Annotated in this window: 13 protein-coding genes and 1 riboswitch; of the genes, 8 read left to right on the top strand and 5 right to left on the bottom strand. The window is 44.8% G+C overall.

From position 1 onward, the window contains the following. Positions 1–126: 126 nt before the first annotated feature. From helD to NYE56_RS16895, 4 genes are all read left to right on the top strand, one after another. Positions 127–2,451: a DNA helicase IV gene (gene helD / locus NYE56_RS16910; RefSeq protein WP_341284143.1), complete on the top strand. Its 2,325-nt coding sequence runs from the start codon at positions 127–129 to the stop codon at positions 2,449–2,451. 170 nt (positions 2,452–2,621) lie between these two features. Next, positions 2,622–4,439, top strand: a complete 1,818-nt coding sequence (locus tag NYE56_RS16905; RefSeq protein WP_341284142.1) for an assimilatory sulfite reductase (NADPH) flavoprotein subunit — start codon at positions 2,622–2,624, stop codon at positions 4,437–4,439. A gap of 25 nt (positions 4,440–4,464) precedes the next feature. After that, entirely contained in the window at positions 4,465–6,180 is a 1,716-nt protein-coding gene (gene cysI / locus NYE56_RS16900; protein WP_326208321.1) for an assimilatory sulfite reductase (NADPH) hemoprotein subunit, read from the top strand. 255 nt (positions 6,181–6,435) lie between these two features. Continuing rightward, on the top strand, positions 6,436–8,448 hold the full coding sequence (locus NYE56_RS16895; RefSeq protein ID WP_015714699.1) for a Na+/H+ antiporter: 2,013 nt from the start codon (positions 6,436–6,438) through the stop codon (positions 8,446–8,448). 44 nt (positions 8,449–8,492) lie between these two features. Here NYE56_RS16895 and yvgO read toward each other — a convergent pair whose 3' ends face one another. Further along, positions 8,493–8,978: a stress response protein YvgO gene (gene yvgO / locus NYE56_RS16890; RefSeq protein ID WP_003243913.1), complete on the bottom strand. Its 486-nt coding sequence runs from the start codon at positions 8,976–8,978 to the stop codon at positions 8,493–8,495. 222 nt (positions 8,979–9,200) lie between these two features. Here yvgO and pgoN point away from each other — a divergent pair, with 222 nt between their 5' ends. Next, on the top strand, positions 9,201–10,031 hold the full coding sequence (gene pgoN, locus NYE56_RS16885; protein ID WP_015483687.1) for a glyoxal/methylglyoxal reductase: 831 nt from the start codon (positions 9,201–9,203) through the stop codon (positions 10,029–10,031). A gap of 29 nt (positions 10,032–10,060) precedes the next feature. On the opposite strand, the gene modB is transcribed toward pgoN, so the two are convergent. Both modB and modA read right to left on the bottom strand, forming a co-directional pair. Further along, positions 10,061–10,753 (bottom strand): molybdate ABC transporter permease subunit, encoded by a 693-nt coding sequence (gene modB, locus NYE56_RS16880; protein WP_341284141.1) that lies wholly within the window; start codon positions 10,751–10,753, stop codon positions 10,061–10,063. After that, entirely contained in the window at positions 10,725–11,507 is a 783-nt protein-coding gene (gene modA, locus NYE56_RS16875) for a molybdate ABC transporter substrate-binding protein (RefSeq protein ID WP_341284140.1), read from the bottom strand. The genes modB and modA overlap by 29 nt, the downstream gene beginning before the upstream one ends. Before the next feature lie 110 nt (positions 11,508–11,617). Between modA and NYE56_RS16870 the strand changes: the two genes are divergently transcribed. Beyond that, positions 11,618–12,544 (top strand): substrate-binding domain-containing protein, encoded by a 927-nt coding sequence (locus NYE56_RS16870; RefSeq protein ID WP_341284404.1) that lies wholly within the window; start codon positions 11,618–11,620, stop codon positions 12,542–12,544. A 27-nt stretch (positions 12,545–12,571) separates the two neighbouring features. Here the strand turns inward: NYE56_RS16870 and NYE56_RS16865 are convergent, their stop codons facing one another. Both NYE56_RS16865 and NYE56_RS16860 read right to left on the bottom strand, forming a co-directional pair. Then, the gene (locus NYE56_RS16865; RefSeq protein ID WP_326208312.1) at positions 12,572–14,425 is read right to left on the bottom strand and encodes an LTA synthase family protein; all 1,854 of its coding nucleotides are present in this window, start codon (positions 14,423–14,425) and stop codon (positions 12,572–12,574) included. Positions 14,426–14,524: 99 nt separating this feature from the next. Further along, complete coding sequence (locus NYE56_RS16860) at positions 14,525–15,007, bottom strand: metal-dependent hydrolase (RefSeq protein WP_003228444.1); 483 nt, start codon at positions 15,005–15,007, stop codon at positions 14,525–14,527. A gap of 166 nt (positions 15,008–15,173) precedes the next feature. Here NYE56_RS16860 and sspJ point away from each other — a divergent pair, with 166 nt between their 5' ends. Together sspJ and NYE56_RS16850 are read left to right on the top strand one after the other, a co-directional pair. Next, positions 15,174–15,314: a small acid-soluble spore protein SspJ gene (sspJ, locus tag NYE56_RS16855; protein WP_003221612.1), complete on the top strand. Its 141-nt coding sequence runs from the start codon at positions 15,174–15,176 to the stop codon at positions 15,312–15,314. Positions 15,315–15,430: 116 nt separating this feature from the next. Further along, positions 15,431–15,610, top strand: a riboswitch (Lysine riboswitch). A 103-nt stretch (positions 15,611–15,713) separates the two neighbouring features. Continuing rightward, a complete protein-coding gene (locus NYE56_RS16850) occupies positions 15,714–17,123 on the top strand; it encodes an amino acid permease (protein ID WP_341284139.1) in 1,410 nt (469 codons plus the stop codon). The last annotated feature ends 241 nt before the right edge of the window (positions 17,124–17,364 follow it).

The raw sequence follows: 17,364 nt of genomic DNA, 5'->3' as shown, positions 1-17,364 counted from the left end.
ATATTGGGTGAATGTGCTAAGATAAATTGTATTTGTCAGTTTTCATCACATATTTAATATATGTATCCAATTATATTTTACAGTATTTCATCTATGTTTGTCAACTATTTTCTGGAGGTGCCGTTCATGAATCAGCAGGATAAGGAATGGAAGGAAGAGCAGTCGAGAATAGATGAGGTGCTGAAGGAGCTCGAAAAAAAAGAGCGGTTTCTGGAAACGTCTGCGGGCGGGTTGAAGCATGATATCATCGGATTAAGAAAAAGCTTTTGGGAGGATGTTAAGGTTAATTTTGATGATGCCCATGAAGCGATTGAAACGATGGCAAGCATTAAGCAGCAGGCAGAGCTGCTGTCTGATCGGGAACAGAATCATCGGCGCATGGATCAGCAGCTCAAACGAATTCATCAATTAAAAAAATCGCCTTATTTCGGCCGGATTGATTTTATTGAAAACGGCGAGGAGCAGGCAGAGCGAATTTATATCGGTTTAGCTTCCTGTTTGGATGAGAAGGAGGAACACTTTCTGATTTATGACTGGAGGGCGCCGATATCAAGTTTGTACTACAATTATTCCCCAGGAAAAGCGGAGTACGAGGTGCCCGGTGAAACGATAGAAGGGGAAATGGTGCTGAAACGCCAGTTTATGATCAAAAACGGCACTCTCAAGGCGATGTTTAATACCGATATGACGATTGGTGATGAAATGCTGCAAGAGGTATTAAGCCATCACTCCGATACCCAAATGAAAAACATCGTGTCTACGATTCAGAAAGAACAAAATCAGATTATCCGTAATGAAAAAAGCAAGATCCTGATCGTGCAGGGAGCGGCTGGCAGCGGGAAAACATCGGCTGCGCTTCAGCGTGTCGCTTATTTGTTATACAGGCACCGCGGTGTCATTGATGCCGGACAAATCGTTTTGTTTTCTCCTAACTTCTTATTTAACAGCTATGTCTCCTCTGTTTTGCCGGAGTTAGGAGAAGAGAATATGGAGCAGGCGACGTTTCAGGAATATATCGAGCATCGTCTTGGCCGCAAGTTCAAATGTGAAAGCCCCTTTGATCAGCTCGAATATTGCCTGACGGAAACAAAGGACGGCGATTTTCCAACAAGGCTTGCGGGAATCACATGGAAGGCGGGTTTATCCTTTCAGCAATTCATTGATGAATACGTCACACGGCTTTCCTCTGAAGGGATGATTTTTAAAAGTATTATATTCCGCGGACAAAAGCTGATCACAAAGGAACAGATTCAATCCTATTTTTACTCACTGGATCAAGGCCAGTCCATTCCAAACCGGATGGAGCAAACCGCGAAGTGGCTGCTGAGTGAGCTTAACAAGCTTGAGAAAAAGGAACGGCGAAAGGATTGGGTCGTTCATGAAGCTGAGCTGCTTGACAAAGAGGACTACTTGGACGTGTACAAAAAACTGCAAGAAAGGAAACGGTTCAGCGAGAGTACGTTTAACGATTATCAAAGAGAGCAGCAGCTGCTTGCCGCCATCATTGTGAAAAAAGCTTTCAAACCGCTCAAGCAGGCAGTCAGGCTCCTTGCATTTCTTGATGTGAAACAGCTGTACCTGCAATTGTTTTCTGGTTGGGGAGGGAAATTTCAGCATGAGAAGATGGCCGTGATAGGTGAGCTGACCCGTTCGGCATTTACGGATAATAAATTGCTCTATGAGGACGCGGCACCGTTTCTTTATATGCAGGATCTGATTGAGGGCAGAAAGAAAAATACGAAGATCAAACATCTATTTATTGACGAAGCCCAGGACTATTCACCGTTTCAGATGGCTTACATGAGAAGCATTTTTCCGGCTGCCAGCATGACAGTGCTCGGTGATATCAATCAGTCCATCTACGCGCATACCATACATGGGGATCAGCGTATGGATGCGTGCTTTCAGGATGAGCCTGCTGAGTATGTTCGTTTAAAGAGAACATACAGATCAACAAGGCAGATTGTCGAGTTTACCAAAGCGATGCTTCAAGATGGAGCGGATATTGAGCCGTTTAATAGAAGCGGGGAAATGCCGCTCGTTGTCAAAACTGAAGGACATGAGAGCCTTTGCCAAAAGCTCGCGCAAGAAATTGGTCGGCTCAAGAAAAAAGGGCACGAAACAATAGCCGTCATCTGCAAGACTGCGCAGCAATGCATACAGGCGCACGCCCACATGAGTGAATATACAGATGTTCGCCTGATTCATAAAGAAAATCAACCATTTCAAAAGGGTGTTTGCGTGATTCCGGTGTATTTAGCAAAGGGAATTGAATTTGACGCAGTGCTTGTCTATGATGCATCTGAAGAACACTATCATACAGAGCACGACCGCAGGCTTTTATATACTGCGTGCACCCGTGCGATGCACATGCTGGCGGTATTTTATACAGGTGAAGCCAGTCCGTTTGTAACCGCTGTGCCGCCTCACTTATATCAGATTGCTGAATGAAGAGAAGGGAGTCCTTCTCTTTTTTCTATTTACATGAAGCATAGCCGTTTTATCATTAGGATTCTTAATAGTTATCATCATGTAAATATATTTTACTTAAGCCTAGTATTCCGGTAAAGTTCAATTAGATGCAATTTTCGATCAGTTTATAACTTTGTGAGGTGGATACGTTGCAACTTCAGGTAATGAACAGTCCGTTTAATCAGGAGCAGGCAGAGCTCCTTAACCGCCTTCTGCCGACCTTGACCGAATCCCAGAAAATCTGGCTGAGCGGATATTTATCCGCTCAATCTGTTTCCGCCCAAGAAACTGCGGGTGCGCCGGCGGCAGCTGTGTCTGCGGAAGCACCGGCACCGGCCGTTTCAAAAGAAGTGACCGTTCTTTATGGTTCACAGACGGGAAACGCACAGGGGCTTGCAGAAAATGCCGGCAAGCAGCTTGAACAGAGCGGTTTTCAAGTGACCGTCTCATCCATGAGCGATTTTAAGCCGAATCAGCTGAAGAAGGTAACCAATCTTTTAATCGTCGTCAGTACGCATGGAGAAGGCGAGCCGCCTGATAACGCGCTGTCGTTTCATGAATTTCTGCACGGAAGACGGGCGCCTAAGCTTGAAGACCTGCGCTTTTCCGTTTTGGCGCTTGGTGACAGTTCGTACGAATTTTTCTGCCAGACAGGGAAAGAATTTGATCAGCGCTTAGAAGAACTCGGCGGAAAACGGATTTCTCCGCGCGTTGATTGCGATCTTGACTATGATGAACCGGCAGCCGAATGGCTTGAGGGTGTATTGAAGGGATTAAATGAAGCTGGGGGCGGAAGCGCCGCACCTGCGCCGGCGGCTGCGTCTCAAACCGGTGAGTCTTCGTATTCCAGAACAAACCCGTTTCGGGCTGAAGTGTTAGAAAATTTAAATTTAAACGGCAGAGGATCAAATAAAGAAACACGCCATGTGGAGCTGTCTCTTGAAGGATCTGGCCTGACTTACGAGCCTGGTGACAGCCTCGGCGTCTATCCGGAAAACGATCCGGAACTTGTCGAGCTGCTCCTTAAGGAAATGAATTGGGACCCGGAAGAAATTGTGACGCTTAATAAGCAAGGTGATGTCCGTCCGCTAAAAGAAGCGCTGATTTCTCACTATGAGATTACCGTTCTCACAAAACCGCTTCTTGAACAGGCAGCCCAGCTGACAGGGAACGATGAGCTTAGAGAGCTTTTAGCCCCGGGAAATGAGGAGAATGTAAAAGCCTATATTGAAGGGCGCGATTTGCTTGATCTCGTCCGTGACTATGGCCCATTTAGTGTATCTGCGCAGGAGTTTGTCTCGATTTTGCGAAAAATGCCTGCCCGCCTTTATTCGATTGCAAGCAGTTTATCCGCAAATCCGGATGAAGTGCATGTAACAATCGGCGCAGTCCGCTACGATGCGCACGGCCGTGAACGAAAAGGCGTCTGCTCGATTTTGTGCGCGGAACGACTGCAGCCGGGAGACACACTGCCGGTTTATGTACAGCACAATCAAAACTTTAAGCTTCCGAAAGACCCTGAAACACCGATTATCATGGTGGGCCCTGGGACAGGCGTCGCACCTTTCCGTTCCTTTATGCAGGAGCGTGAGGAGACGGGAGCGGAAGGAAAGGCATGGATGTTCTTTGGCGATCAGCAATTTGTCACGGATTTCCTTTACCAGACAGAGTGGCAGAATTGGCTCAAAGACGGTGTGCTGACAAAAATGGATGTGGCGTTCTCGCGTGATACGGAAGAAAAAGTATATGTGCAGCACCGCATGCTCGAACACAGCGCAGAATTGTTTGAATGGCTTCAAGAAGGAGCGGCTGTTTACATTTGCGGAGATGAAAAGCACATGGCGCATGACGTCCATAACACATTGCTTGAAATTATCGAAAAAGAAGGCAATATGAGCCGCGAAGAAGCGGAGGCTTATCTTGCCGATATGCAGCAGCAAAAACGCTATCAGCGTGATGTATATTGATTTGACTTGAAAGGAGTTTTTCAACATGGTGACCAAAATTTTAAAAGCACCGGACGGCTCTCCAAGTGATGTTGAACGCATTAAAAAAGAAAGTGATTATTTGCGCGGCACGCTGAAAGACGTGATGCTCGATCGAATCAGTGCCGGAATTCCGGATGATGATAACCGCCTGATGAAACACCACGGCAGTTATTTGCAGGATGATCGGGACCTCCGAAATGAACGCCAAAAGCAGAAACTTGAGCCCGCATATCAGTTTATGCTGCGCGTGCGTATGCCAGGGGGCGTCTCGACGCCTGAACAATGGCTTGTCATGGATGACCTGTCCCAGAAATACGGGAACGGCACATTAAAATTGACGACACGTGAAACGTTCCAAATGCACGGGATTCTGAAATGGAACATGAAGAAAACCATTCAGACGATCCACTCAGCACTTTTGGATACGATCGCAGCCTGCGGAGACGTAAACCGTAACGTCATGTGTGCATCAAACCCTTATCAATCTGAAATCCACTCAGAGGTATACGAGTGGTCTAAAAAATTAAGTGATGATCTGCTGCCGCGGACGAGAGCCTATCATGAAATTTGGCTTGATGAGGAAAGAGTTGCCGGCACGCCGGAGGAAGAAGTCGAGCCAATGTACGGACCGCTCTATCTGCCGCGGAAGTTTAAAATCGGTATTGCCGTTCCGCCGTCTAATGATATTGACGTCTTTTCACAAGATCTGGGATTCATTGCGATTGTCGAGGATGGCAAGCTGATCGGTTTTAACGTGGCAATCGGCGGCGGTATGGGAATGACGCATGGCGATACTGCGACATATCCGCAATTAGCCAAGGTGATCGGATTCTGCCGGCCTGAGCAAATGTATGACGTTGCTGAAAAAACGATTACGATTCAGCGTGATTACGGCAACCGTTCTGTCCGTAAAAATGCGCGGTTCAAATACACAGTTGACCGCCTCGGTTTAGAAAACGTAAAAGAAGAATTGGAAAACCGTCTCGGCTGGAGCCTGGAAGAAGCGAAGCCGTATCATTTCGATCATAACGGCGACCGCTATGGCTGGGTGGAAGGCATCGAGGATAAATGGCATTTCACGCTGTTTGTCGAAGGCGGCCGTATAACGGATTACGATGATTATAAGCTGATGACGGGCTTGCGGGAAATCGCCAAAGTTCATACAGGCGAGTTCCGGCTGACGGCCAATCAGAACTTAATGATTGCGAACGTTTCAAGCGATAAAAAAGAAGAAATCAGTGCTTTAATTGAACAGTACGGACTAACTGACGGCAAGCACTATTCAGCGCTTCGCCGCAGCTCGATGGCATGCGTCGCTCTTCCGACCTGCGGATTGGCAATGGCTGAAGCAGAACGTTATTTGCCGACCCTGTTAGATAAGGTTGAAGAGATTATTGACGAAAATGGCCTTCGTGATCAGGAAATCACCATTCGCATGACAGGATGCCCGAACGGCTGCGCACGTCATGCGCTCGGTGAGATCGGATTTATCGGAAAGGCGCCGGGCAAATATAATATGTATCTTGGCGCTGCGTTTGACGGAAGCCGTTTAAGCAAAATGTATCGTGAAAACATCGGTGAAGCAGACATTTTAAGCGAGCTGCGCGTCCTTCTTTCCCGCTATGCGAAAGAACGCGAGGAAGGCGAGCATTTCGGTGACTTTGTCATCCGTGCGGGCATTATCAAAGCAACAACTGACGGTACGAATTTTCATGATTGAGAAAACTAAGAAGAGAGACAGGGAATAGCTTCCTGTCTCTTTTTTCTGTAATTTGCTCTGCTGCAAAAAAGTTCACTGTGAGCATATCATGAGAAAAAATACCCTAAAAAGGGTACTATAAAAGAAGACAAGTGTGGAGGGAACTCCTGCGAAACCACATAGCGGATGCAAGGCCAGACTAGCTTAGCGGCTTTTAGACAAACAGATTTTTTGGCTCATCATGCCGACACACAACAGACGAAGGAGGTCATGCATTTGGACATATTTTTAGTTGTGCTCGTATTATTAACGATTATTGCGATTTCTAATATCGTGAACCGGTTTATTCCGTTTATTCCGGTGCCGCTGATTCAAGTGGCTCTTGGGATTCTTGCCGCCTCATTTCCACAGGGTCTTCATTTTGAATTAAATACCGAATTGTTTTTTGTTCTGTTTATCGCGCCTCTGCTATTTAATGATGGAAAGAGGACACCGCGGGCAGAGCTTTGGAATTTAAGGGCTCCGATTTTATTGCTTGCACTCGGCCTTGTATTTGCGACTGTGATTGTAGGCGGCTACACGATTCACTGGATGATTCCTGCTATTCCGCTGGCAGCGGCCTTTGGACTTGCGGCCATTCTTTCACCGACTGATGTCGTCGCTGTCAGCGCATTATCAGGAAGAGTGAAAATGCCAAAAGGGATTCTTCGCCTGCTGGAAGGTGAGGGGCTGATGAATGATGCATCAGGTCTGGTGGCCTTTAAGTTTGCGATTGCAGCGGCAGTGACTGGTGCATTTTCATTAGCACAAGCGGCTGTCAGCTTTGTCTTTATTTCTCTCGGAGGCTTGCTGTGCGGGGTTGTCATTTCATTTTTGATTATTCGTTTTCGCCTATTTCTGCGCCGCCTTGGCATGCAGGATGTCACGATGCATATGCTGATTCAAATTCTGACGCCGTTTGTGATTTATTTGGCAGCTGAAGAAATCGGCGTTTCCGGCATTTTAGCTGTTGTGGCTGGCGGTATTACCCATGCGGTTGAACAGGATCGTCTGGAATCAACGATGATCAAGCTGCAAATTGTCTCCTCAAGTACGTGGAACATTATTTTATTTATTTTGAACGGCCTGGTCTTCGTTATTCTCGGCACGCAAATCCCTGATGTTATTTCTGTTATCTTTAACGACACTGCCATCAGCAACATGAAGGTGATTGGCTATATCCTAGTCATCACATTTACGTTAATGCTCCTGAGATTCCTGTGGGTGCTGTTCTTCTGGAACGGCAAATGGTTCTTTAATAAAGATCAGAACATCTATAAACCGGGTCTTCGTTCGACGCTGTTAATTTCGATTTCCGGTGTGCGTGGAGCAGTAACACTTGCAGGTTCTTTTTCCATTCCGTATTTCCTGGAGGACGGCACGCCGTTTCCGGAAAGAAATCTGATTCTCTTTTTAGCAGCCGGCGTCATTTTATGCACGCTTGTCATTGCTACCGTTGTGCTGCCGATTCTGACTGAAAAAGAAGAAGAGGACGAGGAACGAAACAAGAAGCTGCTGACGGCGAGACGCAAATTGATTAAAACAGCCCTTCAAACGATTAAAGAGGACATGAATGAGACAAACAAAACGGCCTCTCTTGCGGTGATAGCTGAATACAATGAGAAAATGAAAAATCTTCGTTTTCAGCAATATACATCATCTAATCGCATCAAAAAGCACGAGCGTAAAGTCCGTGCCCAAGGGGTTAAGGCAGAGCAAGAGGCGCTGATGAAAATGCTGGAGCGGGGAGACATCCCGGAAGAAACAGCAAATGTGCTGCAAGAACGATTTAACGAGTTGGAAATTTTGTATGCGAATCCGTTTAAAGTCGGATTATCAAAAACAAGGCTCAAGAGGCTGATGTATTGGATTTTCTTCGGTGAACATAAAAAGCCGGAGATGTCGATTTTAAATGAAGCGGGATTGATACGGGCAACAAGAGTGAAAACGGCAAAAGCAGCGATAGAATATCTGGAAAAACATAAGACGGAAGAGCATAAAGAAGTGTTTTTATCTGTCATTACATTCTATAAGCAGTTAATTTTCAGGCTGGAGCACAGCCATCATGAGTTAAAATCAAGCGCCCATTTTGAAAATCAGAAGCTGGAAGTGAAGCTGAAGGCTGTACAGGCGATCAGAAATGAAATTCAAACACTTTTCGAGGAAAGAGAAATTTCCCGGGACATCTCCCATGAGCTTCGCCAATACATTAATGATGTCGAAGCCGCCATGCTTGAAGGCGGCGAATAAATGCAGCAAAAAAGCTGGCGTTAGAGCGCCAGCTTTTTTCTATATTAAGGGCGATGAAATGCGACAGTGCTGCCATCCCGGTCGAACCAGCCTCTGAAGGCCCAGTTGATCCAGCCGCCATCGCCTTTGTTTGTAAAGGTTCCGTCTTCAAATACCCAAATGCCATACGTAATGCCGTCGTAAACGGCTGAGCCGTAAAATTGCACACCGTTCAAATGATCTTCATATTCCTGGCTTAAATTAAAGACCATGACGTTATATTTTTGGCCGGACGCGTAGAAGGAAGACTCCATGAGGTTTTTCACAAAGCCATCCCTATTCTGTGCGGATTTGATGGCATCAGCGATCTGGTTGGCAATTCCAAGTACATCCAGGTTGACGTTTAAACCTACATCAGCGGCAGTTGTTCCAGCAGTAGTTGTCTGCGACATCTTCGGAGCAGGATTTTCTTCAGCGGAAGCAAAGGACAAAGGGGCAATTGTCAAAGCGGCACCAAGAGCAAGTGTCATTGGGATACGAATACGTTTCAAGTTGTTTCCTCCTTTGTTTTCATTTGGTTACACTACACGCATACCCTGCTCAATGTATTTGTAATCTCAATATTGTTAAAATAGGAAAAAAATAGTGTTTGAATTTGCCTGTGCTGTGAAAAAAGAAGCAAAAAGAGGGTCTTAAGCGTATTATTGGTATCGGCTGAGAGGAATGTGAGATAATATAGACGCTTACATTTCAGTGAAAGGGTGGATGTTCAAGTGCCAACAAGTTTAAAAGATACTGTAAAGTTACATAACGGAGTTGAAATGCCTTGGTTCGGTCTGGGTGTTTTTAAAGTAGAAAATGGTAATGAAGCGACTGAATCAGTGAAAGCGGCAATTAAAAATGGCTATCGCAGTATTGATACAGCAGCGATCTACAAAAATGAAGAAGGCGTTGGCATCGGCATTAAAGAATCCGGTGTGGCAAGAGAAGAGCTCTTCATCACATCAAAAGTGTGGAATGAAGATCAAGGCTACGAAACAACGCTTGCTGCCTTTGAAAAAAGCCTGGAAAGATTGCAGCTTGATTACTTAGATTTATATTTAATCCATTGGCCTGGCAAAGATAAATATAAAGATACATGGCGCGCGCTTGAAAAGCTGTACAAAGACGGAAAAATTCGCGCGATCGGCGTCAGCAACTTCCAAGTTCATCATTTAGAAGAGCTGTTGAAAGATGCTGAAATCAAACCGATGGTGAACCAAGTTGAATTTCACCCTCGCTTGACGCAAAAAGAATTAAGAGATTACTGCAAAGCGCAAGGCATTCAGCTGGAAGCGTGGTCTCCGCTCATGCAGGGACAGCTTTTGGATAACGAAGTGCTGACACAGATTGCTGAAAAACACAATAAATCTGTGGCTCAAGTGATTTTGCGCTGGGATCTGCAGCATGAAGTTGTAACCATTCCAAAATCCATTAAAGAACACCGTATCATCGAAAACGCTGATATTTTTGATTTCGAATTGTCTCAAGAAGACATGGACAAAATTGACGCATTAAATAAAGATGAGCGTGTCGGCCCAAATCCTGATGAGCTTCTGTTTTAATCAAAAACTCCCCGTTATGGGGAGTTTTTTTAGTGCGTTTTTTTCTGTTGAATGAAAAACAGCATCAAAAAGGAAATGACAACAATACAGACGACCCACGCCCAAGCAAGGGTATTGTTGCCGGAATCCAATGCGACATATATCGCCGTCGGCAGTGTTTGCGTAACACCGGGGATGTTTCCTGCAAACATGAGTGTTGCGCCAAATTCTCCGAGCGCCCGCGCAAGGCTGAGGATACTTCCGGTCAGTAACGAAGGATAGGCAAGCGGGACGGAGATATGGATAAACACTTTCCATCTGCTAGCGCCGTCTATCATTGCCGCACCTTGTATATCGGGATCAATGTCAGCAAATCCGGTTTTTGCTGATTGATACATAAGCGGAAAGGCTACAACAGCCGAGGCGATCACAGCGGCCCACCAGGTGAAAATGACAGGCTGCCGGAAGATCCACTCGATGACTTGTCCGATGAAGCTGTGCTTTCCGAAAATGACGATCAAAATAAAACCGACAACAGTAGGCGGAAGAACGAGCGGAAGCATAAAACATGTTTCGAGTGCCGTTTTTCCGAAAAATGATGCCCGTGACATCCATGCTCCAGCAAGTGTTCCGAGAATAATGACAACAATTCCGGCAACTGCCGCCACCTGAAAGGAAAGCACAACGGGTGTGAAAAATTCTGAAACGCTTATGCTACTCGGCAGTAAAGCCATATTTCTCAAATACTTTCATTGCTTCATCAGATTGCAGGTATTCGTAAAATTCCTTCGCTTCCTTACGGTGTTTTGTATTTTTTACGATTCCTAACGGATAGACAATTGGGCTGTGTGTATCTTCTTTTGCCTCGTCAATAATGTTGACCTTTTTCGAGACCAGGGCATCTGTTTTATAAACAATACCTGCGTCTACATTGCCGGTTTCAACATAAGAAAGAACTTGGCGAACGTCTTTTCCATACACAATTTTATCCTTCACTTTGTCCCATAAAGACAGCTTTGTCAGTGATTCTTTCCCATAAGCCCCTGCCGGTACGGATTCCGGAGTGCCAAGGGCGATTTTTTCTGAGTCAGCCAGATTGCTGAAGCTTGTCACAGGTGAATCTCCGTTTTTCGGTACGGCCAGCACAATTTCATTACCGACTAAATCAGTGCTGTCTTTTTTTGCGATATCTCCATCATCCACCAGCTTTTTAAATTTATCCTCAGCAGCTGAGAAGAACAGATCTGCTCCTGCTCCTTGAGAAATCTGTTTTTGCAAGGCGCCGGATGAGCCATAGTTATCTTGGATGGTAATATTTTGATGATCTTTTTCATAATTTTTTTGGATTTCCTCAAGTGCATCCTGAGCGCTGGCGGCAGCTGAGATGGTTAACGTTACTTTTTTCTCGCTGTCCGTTGAAGACTGGTTTGAAGAACAGCCTGCTGTAAGGAGAAAAGCAGTTAAGGCTGCGATGAAAATAGAATACTTCTTAAACATGATTGCACCCCTTATCATTAGATATAACTAATTATAACTGATTATGTTTGGTTTATGTGGGTTTTTTTACATTCGGCGAAAAGGTATAATAAAATAGGAGAGTGATGATGATGAATGAAACCTCTTCCTATACGATAGAAGAAGTTGCAGGTCTGCTGAAGGTATCAAAGCTGACCGTTTATGATTTGATTAAAAAAGGCGTGCTGCCTGCTTATCGTGTCGGAAGGCAGATGCGTGTGGATGAAGAAGATTTAAAGCAATATAAAACGAATATGAGAATGTCTCAGCCCCTCGCTGCAACAGAAGCGCCGAAACAGGTGCAGGAGGCTGAGCCGGACGGCAGACCGAATGTCATGATCAGCGGACAGGACATTTCGATGGATCTCCTCAGCAAGCATTTGGAGAGTGCCATTCAGGAGACGCCGCTCCGTAAATACAAAGGAAGCTTAAACAGCCTGATTGATATGTATCAAGGCAAGTGTGACATTGTCAGCCTCCATTTGTACGATGCTGAAACGGGCCAGTATAACGCGCCTTATGTGAAGCGGATTTTGACAGGTGAACCATTTTGTCTCATCAATGTCGTTCTCCGCAAAGCAGGACTGTATGTGCAAAAAGGGAATCCGAAAAACATTCAAGGCTGGAAAGACTTGAAAAGAGCCGATATCCGGATCATCAACAGGGAAAAGGGTTCTGGCGCAAGGGTGCTCCTTGATGAACAGCTTGGCTTGCTTGGTGTGAATCCGGCTGATGTAAAGGGATACGGCGATATCGTGACCGATCATTACGCTGCCGCTTCACAAGTTTCAAGCGGACAGGCTGACGCGGGAATCGGGGCGCAGCACGCGGCACATATGGGCAGTGTTGATTTTATCCCGCTCATCGACGAACAATATGATATCGTCGTTTTGAAAAAACATGAGCAGCTGCTTAGGGCCGTGAAGGAGATTTTGAATTCTGAGGAATACAAGGCGAATTTGTCTCATTTAAACGGCTATGAAACGAAGCTGACTGGCAAGGTGATGTTGGAAACATAAAAAATCCCTCTTGATAGAGGGATTTTTTCATTCGGAAAACCTGAGCAGGTCACCATTTAAAATTTTATCAGAGAGAGAAAGTTCTTCGTTTGCTTTCTCCTTGTAAGGGAGGCACGCATCCTGATCTTCCAGCACTTCACCTGTTTTTTGGCTATAGCACGTGTTCTTTGTGTATATATAATCGTTCGTAATAAAGCTGCCGTTTCGCAGAACGGCGAATGGGGTGCGGTCGCTGGACAGCAAATCATTGCCGAATTGGATATCGCCTTTTGTCTCAACGCCGAGCAAATGCATCAGCGTCGGCCTTACGTCGACCTGTCCCCCGGCATCAGGGATGGTTTCCGGCTTTTGATCGGTGATTCCCGGGATATGTATGATAAACGGCACCCGCTGGAGCTGAACGTTGTCATACGGTGTGATTTCGTCTTTCCCTAAAAACTCAGCCATTGCTTCGTTATGGGCTTCAGAAATGCCGTAATGATCTCCCATAAATACGATCATCGAATTTTCGTATAAGCCTTCGTCCTTCAGTTTTTTGATAAAATGCTTCAATGCCTCATCCTCATAGCGAACCGTGGTCACATAGCGGTTTAACAGATCACTGCTTGAATCGAATTCATCTATCAGCTGATCCTTTTCATCAATCTCAAACGGAAAATGATTCGTTAACGTGATAAAACTGCTGTAGAACGGCTGCGGCAGGCTTTTCAGCTTTTCGGCGGACTGCTCTAAAAATTCTTTGTCTTTTAAGCCCCAGCTTGTCGATGTCCCGGGAGTGACATGAAAATCATCAACATCAAAAAAGCGGTCAATGCCAAATGTATCGTACATGACATCTCTGTTCCAAAATGTTTTATGGTTAGCGTGAAAGACGGCTGAATAATAATCATGCTGTTTCAGCGATTTATACATCGTATGAAATTGATGGTCGCTTTTCGTGAAAAAGACGGCGCCGCTAAGGGAAGGATACAGTGAGTTAGCGACGATAAATTCTGAATCTGATGTTTTTCCTTGTTCTGTTTGCTGATAGAAATGATCAAAGGAATAGCTTTTTTTAATGAGATCATTCATAAATGGGGTAATTTCTTTTCCATTTACTTTTTCATTCAGAACAAAGCTTTGGGTCGATTCAAGTGTTACAAAGATGACATTGCGCCCCTTTGCAAGACCGAATTTGCTTTGATCAGGATTGCTGTAATCAGCCTCTGTGTAGTTTTTAATGGCAGTCATACTGTCTTCATCGGCAAAAGCTTTCGCGCTGATATTAACAGTCTGAGAAATTGTATCGTAAATATGGAACTGAAACAGGCCGATGCTTTTGACTAGCATTTCCCGGTCAAAAGAATGTGCCAAAAGCCTCGGCTGCTGTACTTCTGCAAGTGCCAGCGTGCATAAAAGCATGCCGCAGGAAGCTGCATAGTACCGTTTGATCGTGCGGGGAGCGGCTTTTGTCTGTGGGTGTTTGGTTTTTCTGGCGAACAGCAGCAGAAAAACCAAATCCACAAACAGGGCGATAAACAGAGGATGGAACAGTTCTTTTACACTGCTGCCCATATCGCTCATGTTGCTGGCCTGAAATAAAACCGGAATGGTAATAAAATCGATATAAAAGCCGTAAAAAATCGTATTAGAGATCAAGATAACAGTCAGAACCAAATTGGCAATCAGCAAAAAGGCCCGCTGCTTGTTTTCTTTCAGAAGCAGGCCGATACCGAATAAAGGAAGAATAAAGCTGAGCGGGTTGACCAGCAGCATTAGCTCCTCCAACAGAGTATCGATTTGCAAATCAAAGCCGAGTTTATATATCACATACGTTTTGATCCACATAAATAAGATCGAAAAACATAAAAACCGCTGATTGTGAAAAAAGGTTCCTTTCATCAATATGACTCCTCACGTTTTCTTGATCATCTGCATGAAATGCTTCTTAAGTAAAACCTACTAAAAACAGCCGGTTCAGACAAGTCTCAGCACTCATGTTTAAAACATGCGCCCATGAAACAGCATATAAAAGTAGTAACATGAAGCAAGGGTCAGGCCGGCTAGCACGAGCTGCTCAGAAAAACTGCCTGTCTTCATATATAATGGAAGCCGAACGCGGATCGTTGAAGGGAATAATAATTTGATTCCGTTCACCGTCCAAGCGTCAAGAATCAAGTGGCTCGCCATTCCGATCATCAGGCCGGCTGATATGTTTTTATCTGGAATGTATGTAGAAGTGATAAAAAACATGATGAGCATAAACAGCAAGCTGTGTGTAAATGTACGATGGCCAAAAACGGAGCTGACCACTTTCGATAAAATAGGAAATTTTCTCCCGATTTTGCTTTGTGTGTGGCAGATATCGGGTATTAATGCCCCAACCGCGCCTGACGCAGCCATAAGCACTGGATCAAATCCATAATAATAAGCCGCTGCCGTACAAGAAGCGATGCCTCCCATGATGTGTGTTTTTCCTGTCATTTGCCGCTTCTCCTTTTATCTTTTGCAAAAAATCTCTGAATTACAAATATATCAAGAGAATGTATGTTTGATCAACAGAACTTTGGACGATAAAAAATATCCCACATAATTTTTCAGGAAAGAGGCATCTTAAACATGTACCTATTTTTTAAAAGAGGTGATACGAATGGGTTTCTTTAATAAAGATAAAGGAAAACGTTCCGAAAAAGAAAAAAACGTAATCCAAGGAGCTCTTGAAGATGCTGGTTCAGCTCTAAAAGATGATCCGCTTCAAGAAGCTGTGCAAAAAAAGAAAAATAATCGATAACCACATGCGGATAGAGCTTGGCTCTATCCGTATTTTCCATCTGTTCCCTTTGACAGATCATCCTTTCTTTGATAACCTTCTGGGAGTAACTGAATAATTAAATCCTCACTCTTTCTCAGTGAGGTAGAGGTTGCGCGGATGATGAGTCACACATGCCAGGCTGACAGGAGCTGTTAAACATGTGTAAAAGGCATCAGCGCCGAAGTGTGGAGAAAGCCGATCCTTCTCTATGCTGGGACTGTATCTGAATAAGTGCAGGACTGCCGCGTGCTTTTTCGCGGAGGGCTATCCGGAGATCAAGGGTGTGTGTTTCTTTAAGCATGGACTTTTGTTCAGGCTTTTTTTGCGTTTATATGATCTCGGGGTCTGGTCCGTACAAAGAATCATGGAGGTACTGGAATGGAACAGACAAAAAAATGGGGTTTTTGGTTATTAACGGCGTTTGTCGTTGGAAATATGGTTGGATCAGGAATTTTCTCCTTGCCGAGCTCGCTTGCTTCAATTGCGAGTCCGTTTGGAGCTACGTCCGCCTGGCTTTTGACAGGTGCCGGCGTGCTGATGATTGCTCTTGTGTTCGGACACTTGTCCATTCGCAAGCCTGAACTGACAGCGGGACCGCAAAGTTATGCAAGAGCGCTGTTTTCTGACCCGAAAAAAGGCAACGCTGCCGGTTTCACAATGGTGTGGGGCTACTGGGTGGCGAGCTGGATCAGTAACGTGGCGATCATCACAAGTCTCGCCGGTTACTTGACTTCGTTCTTCCCGATCTTGGTTGATAAACGTGAGATGTTTTCGATCGGCGGGCAAGAGGTGACACTCGGCCAATTACTGACGTTTGCCGTATGTACGATCTTGTTATGGGGAACGCACGCGATTCTTGTTGCCAGCATTAACGGCGCAAGTAAATTAAACTTTGTCACAACGCTTTCTAAAGTATTAGGTTTTGTCTTCTTTATCGTTGCCGGTTTATTTGTGTTTCAAACGGCATTATTCGGTCATTTTTATTTCCCGGTTCAAGGAGAAAACGGCACAAGCATTGGAATTGGCGGCCAGGTTCATAACGCCGCGATTTCTACACTGTGGGCGTTTGTCGGAATTGAATCCGCGGTGATCCTGTCCGGCCGTGCGCGCTCTCAGCGTGATGTGAAACGTGCGACAATTACCGGCTTGCTGATTGCCTTGAGCATATATATTATTGTGACTTTAATTACGATGGGTGTTCTGCCGCATGATAAGCTTGTCGGCTCTGAAAAACCATTTGTTGATGTACTCTATGCGATTGTTGGAAACGCGGGAAGCGTGATTATGGCGCTTTTGGCTATCCTTTGTTTATTCGGAACGATGCTCGGCTGGATTTTGCTTGGCTCTGAGGTGCCATACCAAGCCGCTAAAGCAGGAGATTTTCCGGCATTTTTTGCAAAAACAAATAAAAAGGGAAGTCCGGTCATTGCACTCATTATTACAAACGTCATGTCACAGGTCTTCATTTTCTCGGTTATTTCCCGGACAATAAGTGACGCATTTACATTTTTAACGACAGCGGCTACACTTGCATATTTAATTCCGTATCTTGTATCTGCAATCTACAGCTTGAAGGTAGTCATCAAAGGTGAAACGTATGACCAGCTGAAAGGCTCCCGTGTAAGAGACGGATTGATCGCAATACTGGCGTGTGCATACTCCGTGTTTGTTATCGTAACAGGCACAGCAGATTTAACGACATTTATCCTCGGCATCGGTTTATTCTTTGTCGGCTTAATCGTTTATCCATTTGTGAGTAAAAAGTTCCAGAAAGAAAAACAAACATAATGAAAAGACACCTGATTTGCTCAGGTGTCTTTTTTATAAAATCACAATTTCTCCTGTTAGGAATCCGTTCGTTAACCTAGCTGACAGGAAAGCTGAAATCGAAAGAAAAACTTTAAGGCACAATCGAATATGCAAAAAACGTTTTTCAGTCTCTCCAGCATAAAAAAACTGATCGCGATGAGGATGCAGCTTAATATGAATGGCTCAAAGAAAATATCTGATATGATTCAAATTGAGCTGT

The sequence above is a fragment of the Bacillus sp. FSL R5-0603 genome, from assembly GCF_038050295.1.
In the GTDB taxonomy this organism is placed as follows: domain Bacteria; phylum Bacillota; class Bacilli; order Bacillales; family Bacillaceae; genus Bacillus; species Bacillus subtilis.
Note: the sequence above shows the minus strand (reverse complement) of the source record. Positions and strands in the feature narration are given on the sequence as shown.

Bases quoted from the DNA above. Each gene is read 5' to 3' on its own strand.
- NYE56_RS16870 (WP_341284404.1), top strand. From the start codon at position 11,618: ATGAATGAAACCTCTTCCTATACGATAGAAGAAGTTGCAGGTCTGCTG.
- helD (WP_341284143.1), top strand. From the start codon at position 127: ATGAATCAGCAGGATAAGGAATGGAAGGAAGAGCAGTCGAGAATAGAT.
- NYE56_RS16865 (WP_326208312.1), bottom strand. From the start codon at position 14,425: ATGAAAGGAACCTTTTTTCACAATCAGCGGTTTTTATGTTTTTCGATC.
- NYE56_RS16860 (WP_003228444.1), bottom strand. From the start codon at position 15,007: ATGACAGGAAAAACACACATCATGGGAGGCATCGCTTCTTGTACGGCA.
- sspJ (WP_003221612.1), top strand. From the start codon at position 15,174: ATGGGTTTCTTTAATAAAGATAAAGGAAAACGTTCCGAAAAAGAAAAA.
- cysI (WP_326208321.1), top strand. From the start codon at position 4,465: ATGGTGACCAAAATTTTAAAAGCACCGGACGGCTCTCCAAGTGATGTT.
- NYE56_RS16850 (WP_341284139.1), top strand. From the start codon at position 15,714: ATGGAACAGACAAAAAAATGGGGTTTTTGGTTATTAACGGCGTTTGTC.
- modA (WP_341284140.1), bottom strand. From the start codon at position 11,507: ATGTTTAAGAAGTATTCTATTTTCATCGCAGCCTTAACTGCTTTTCTC.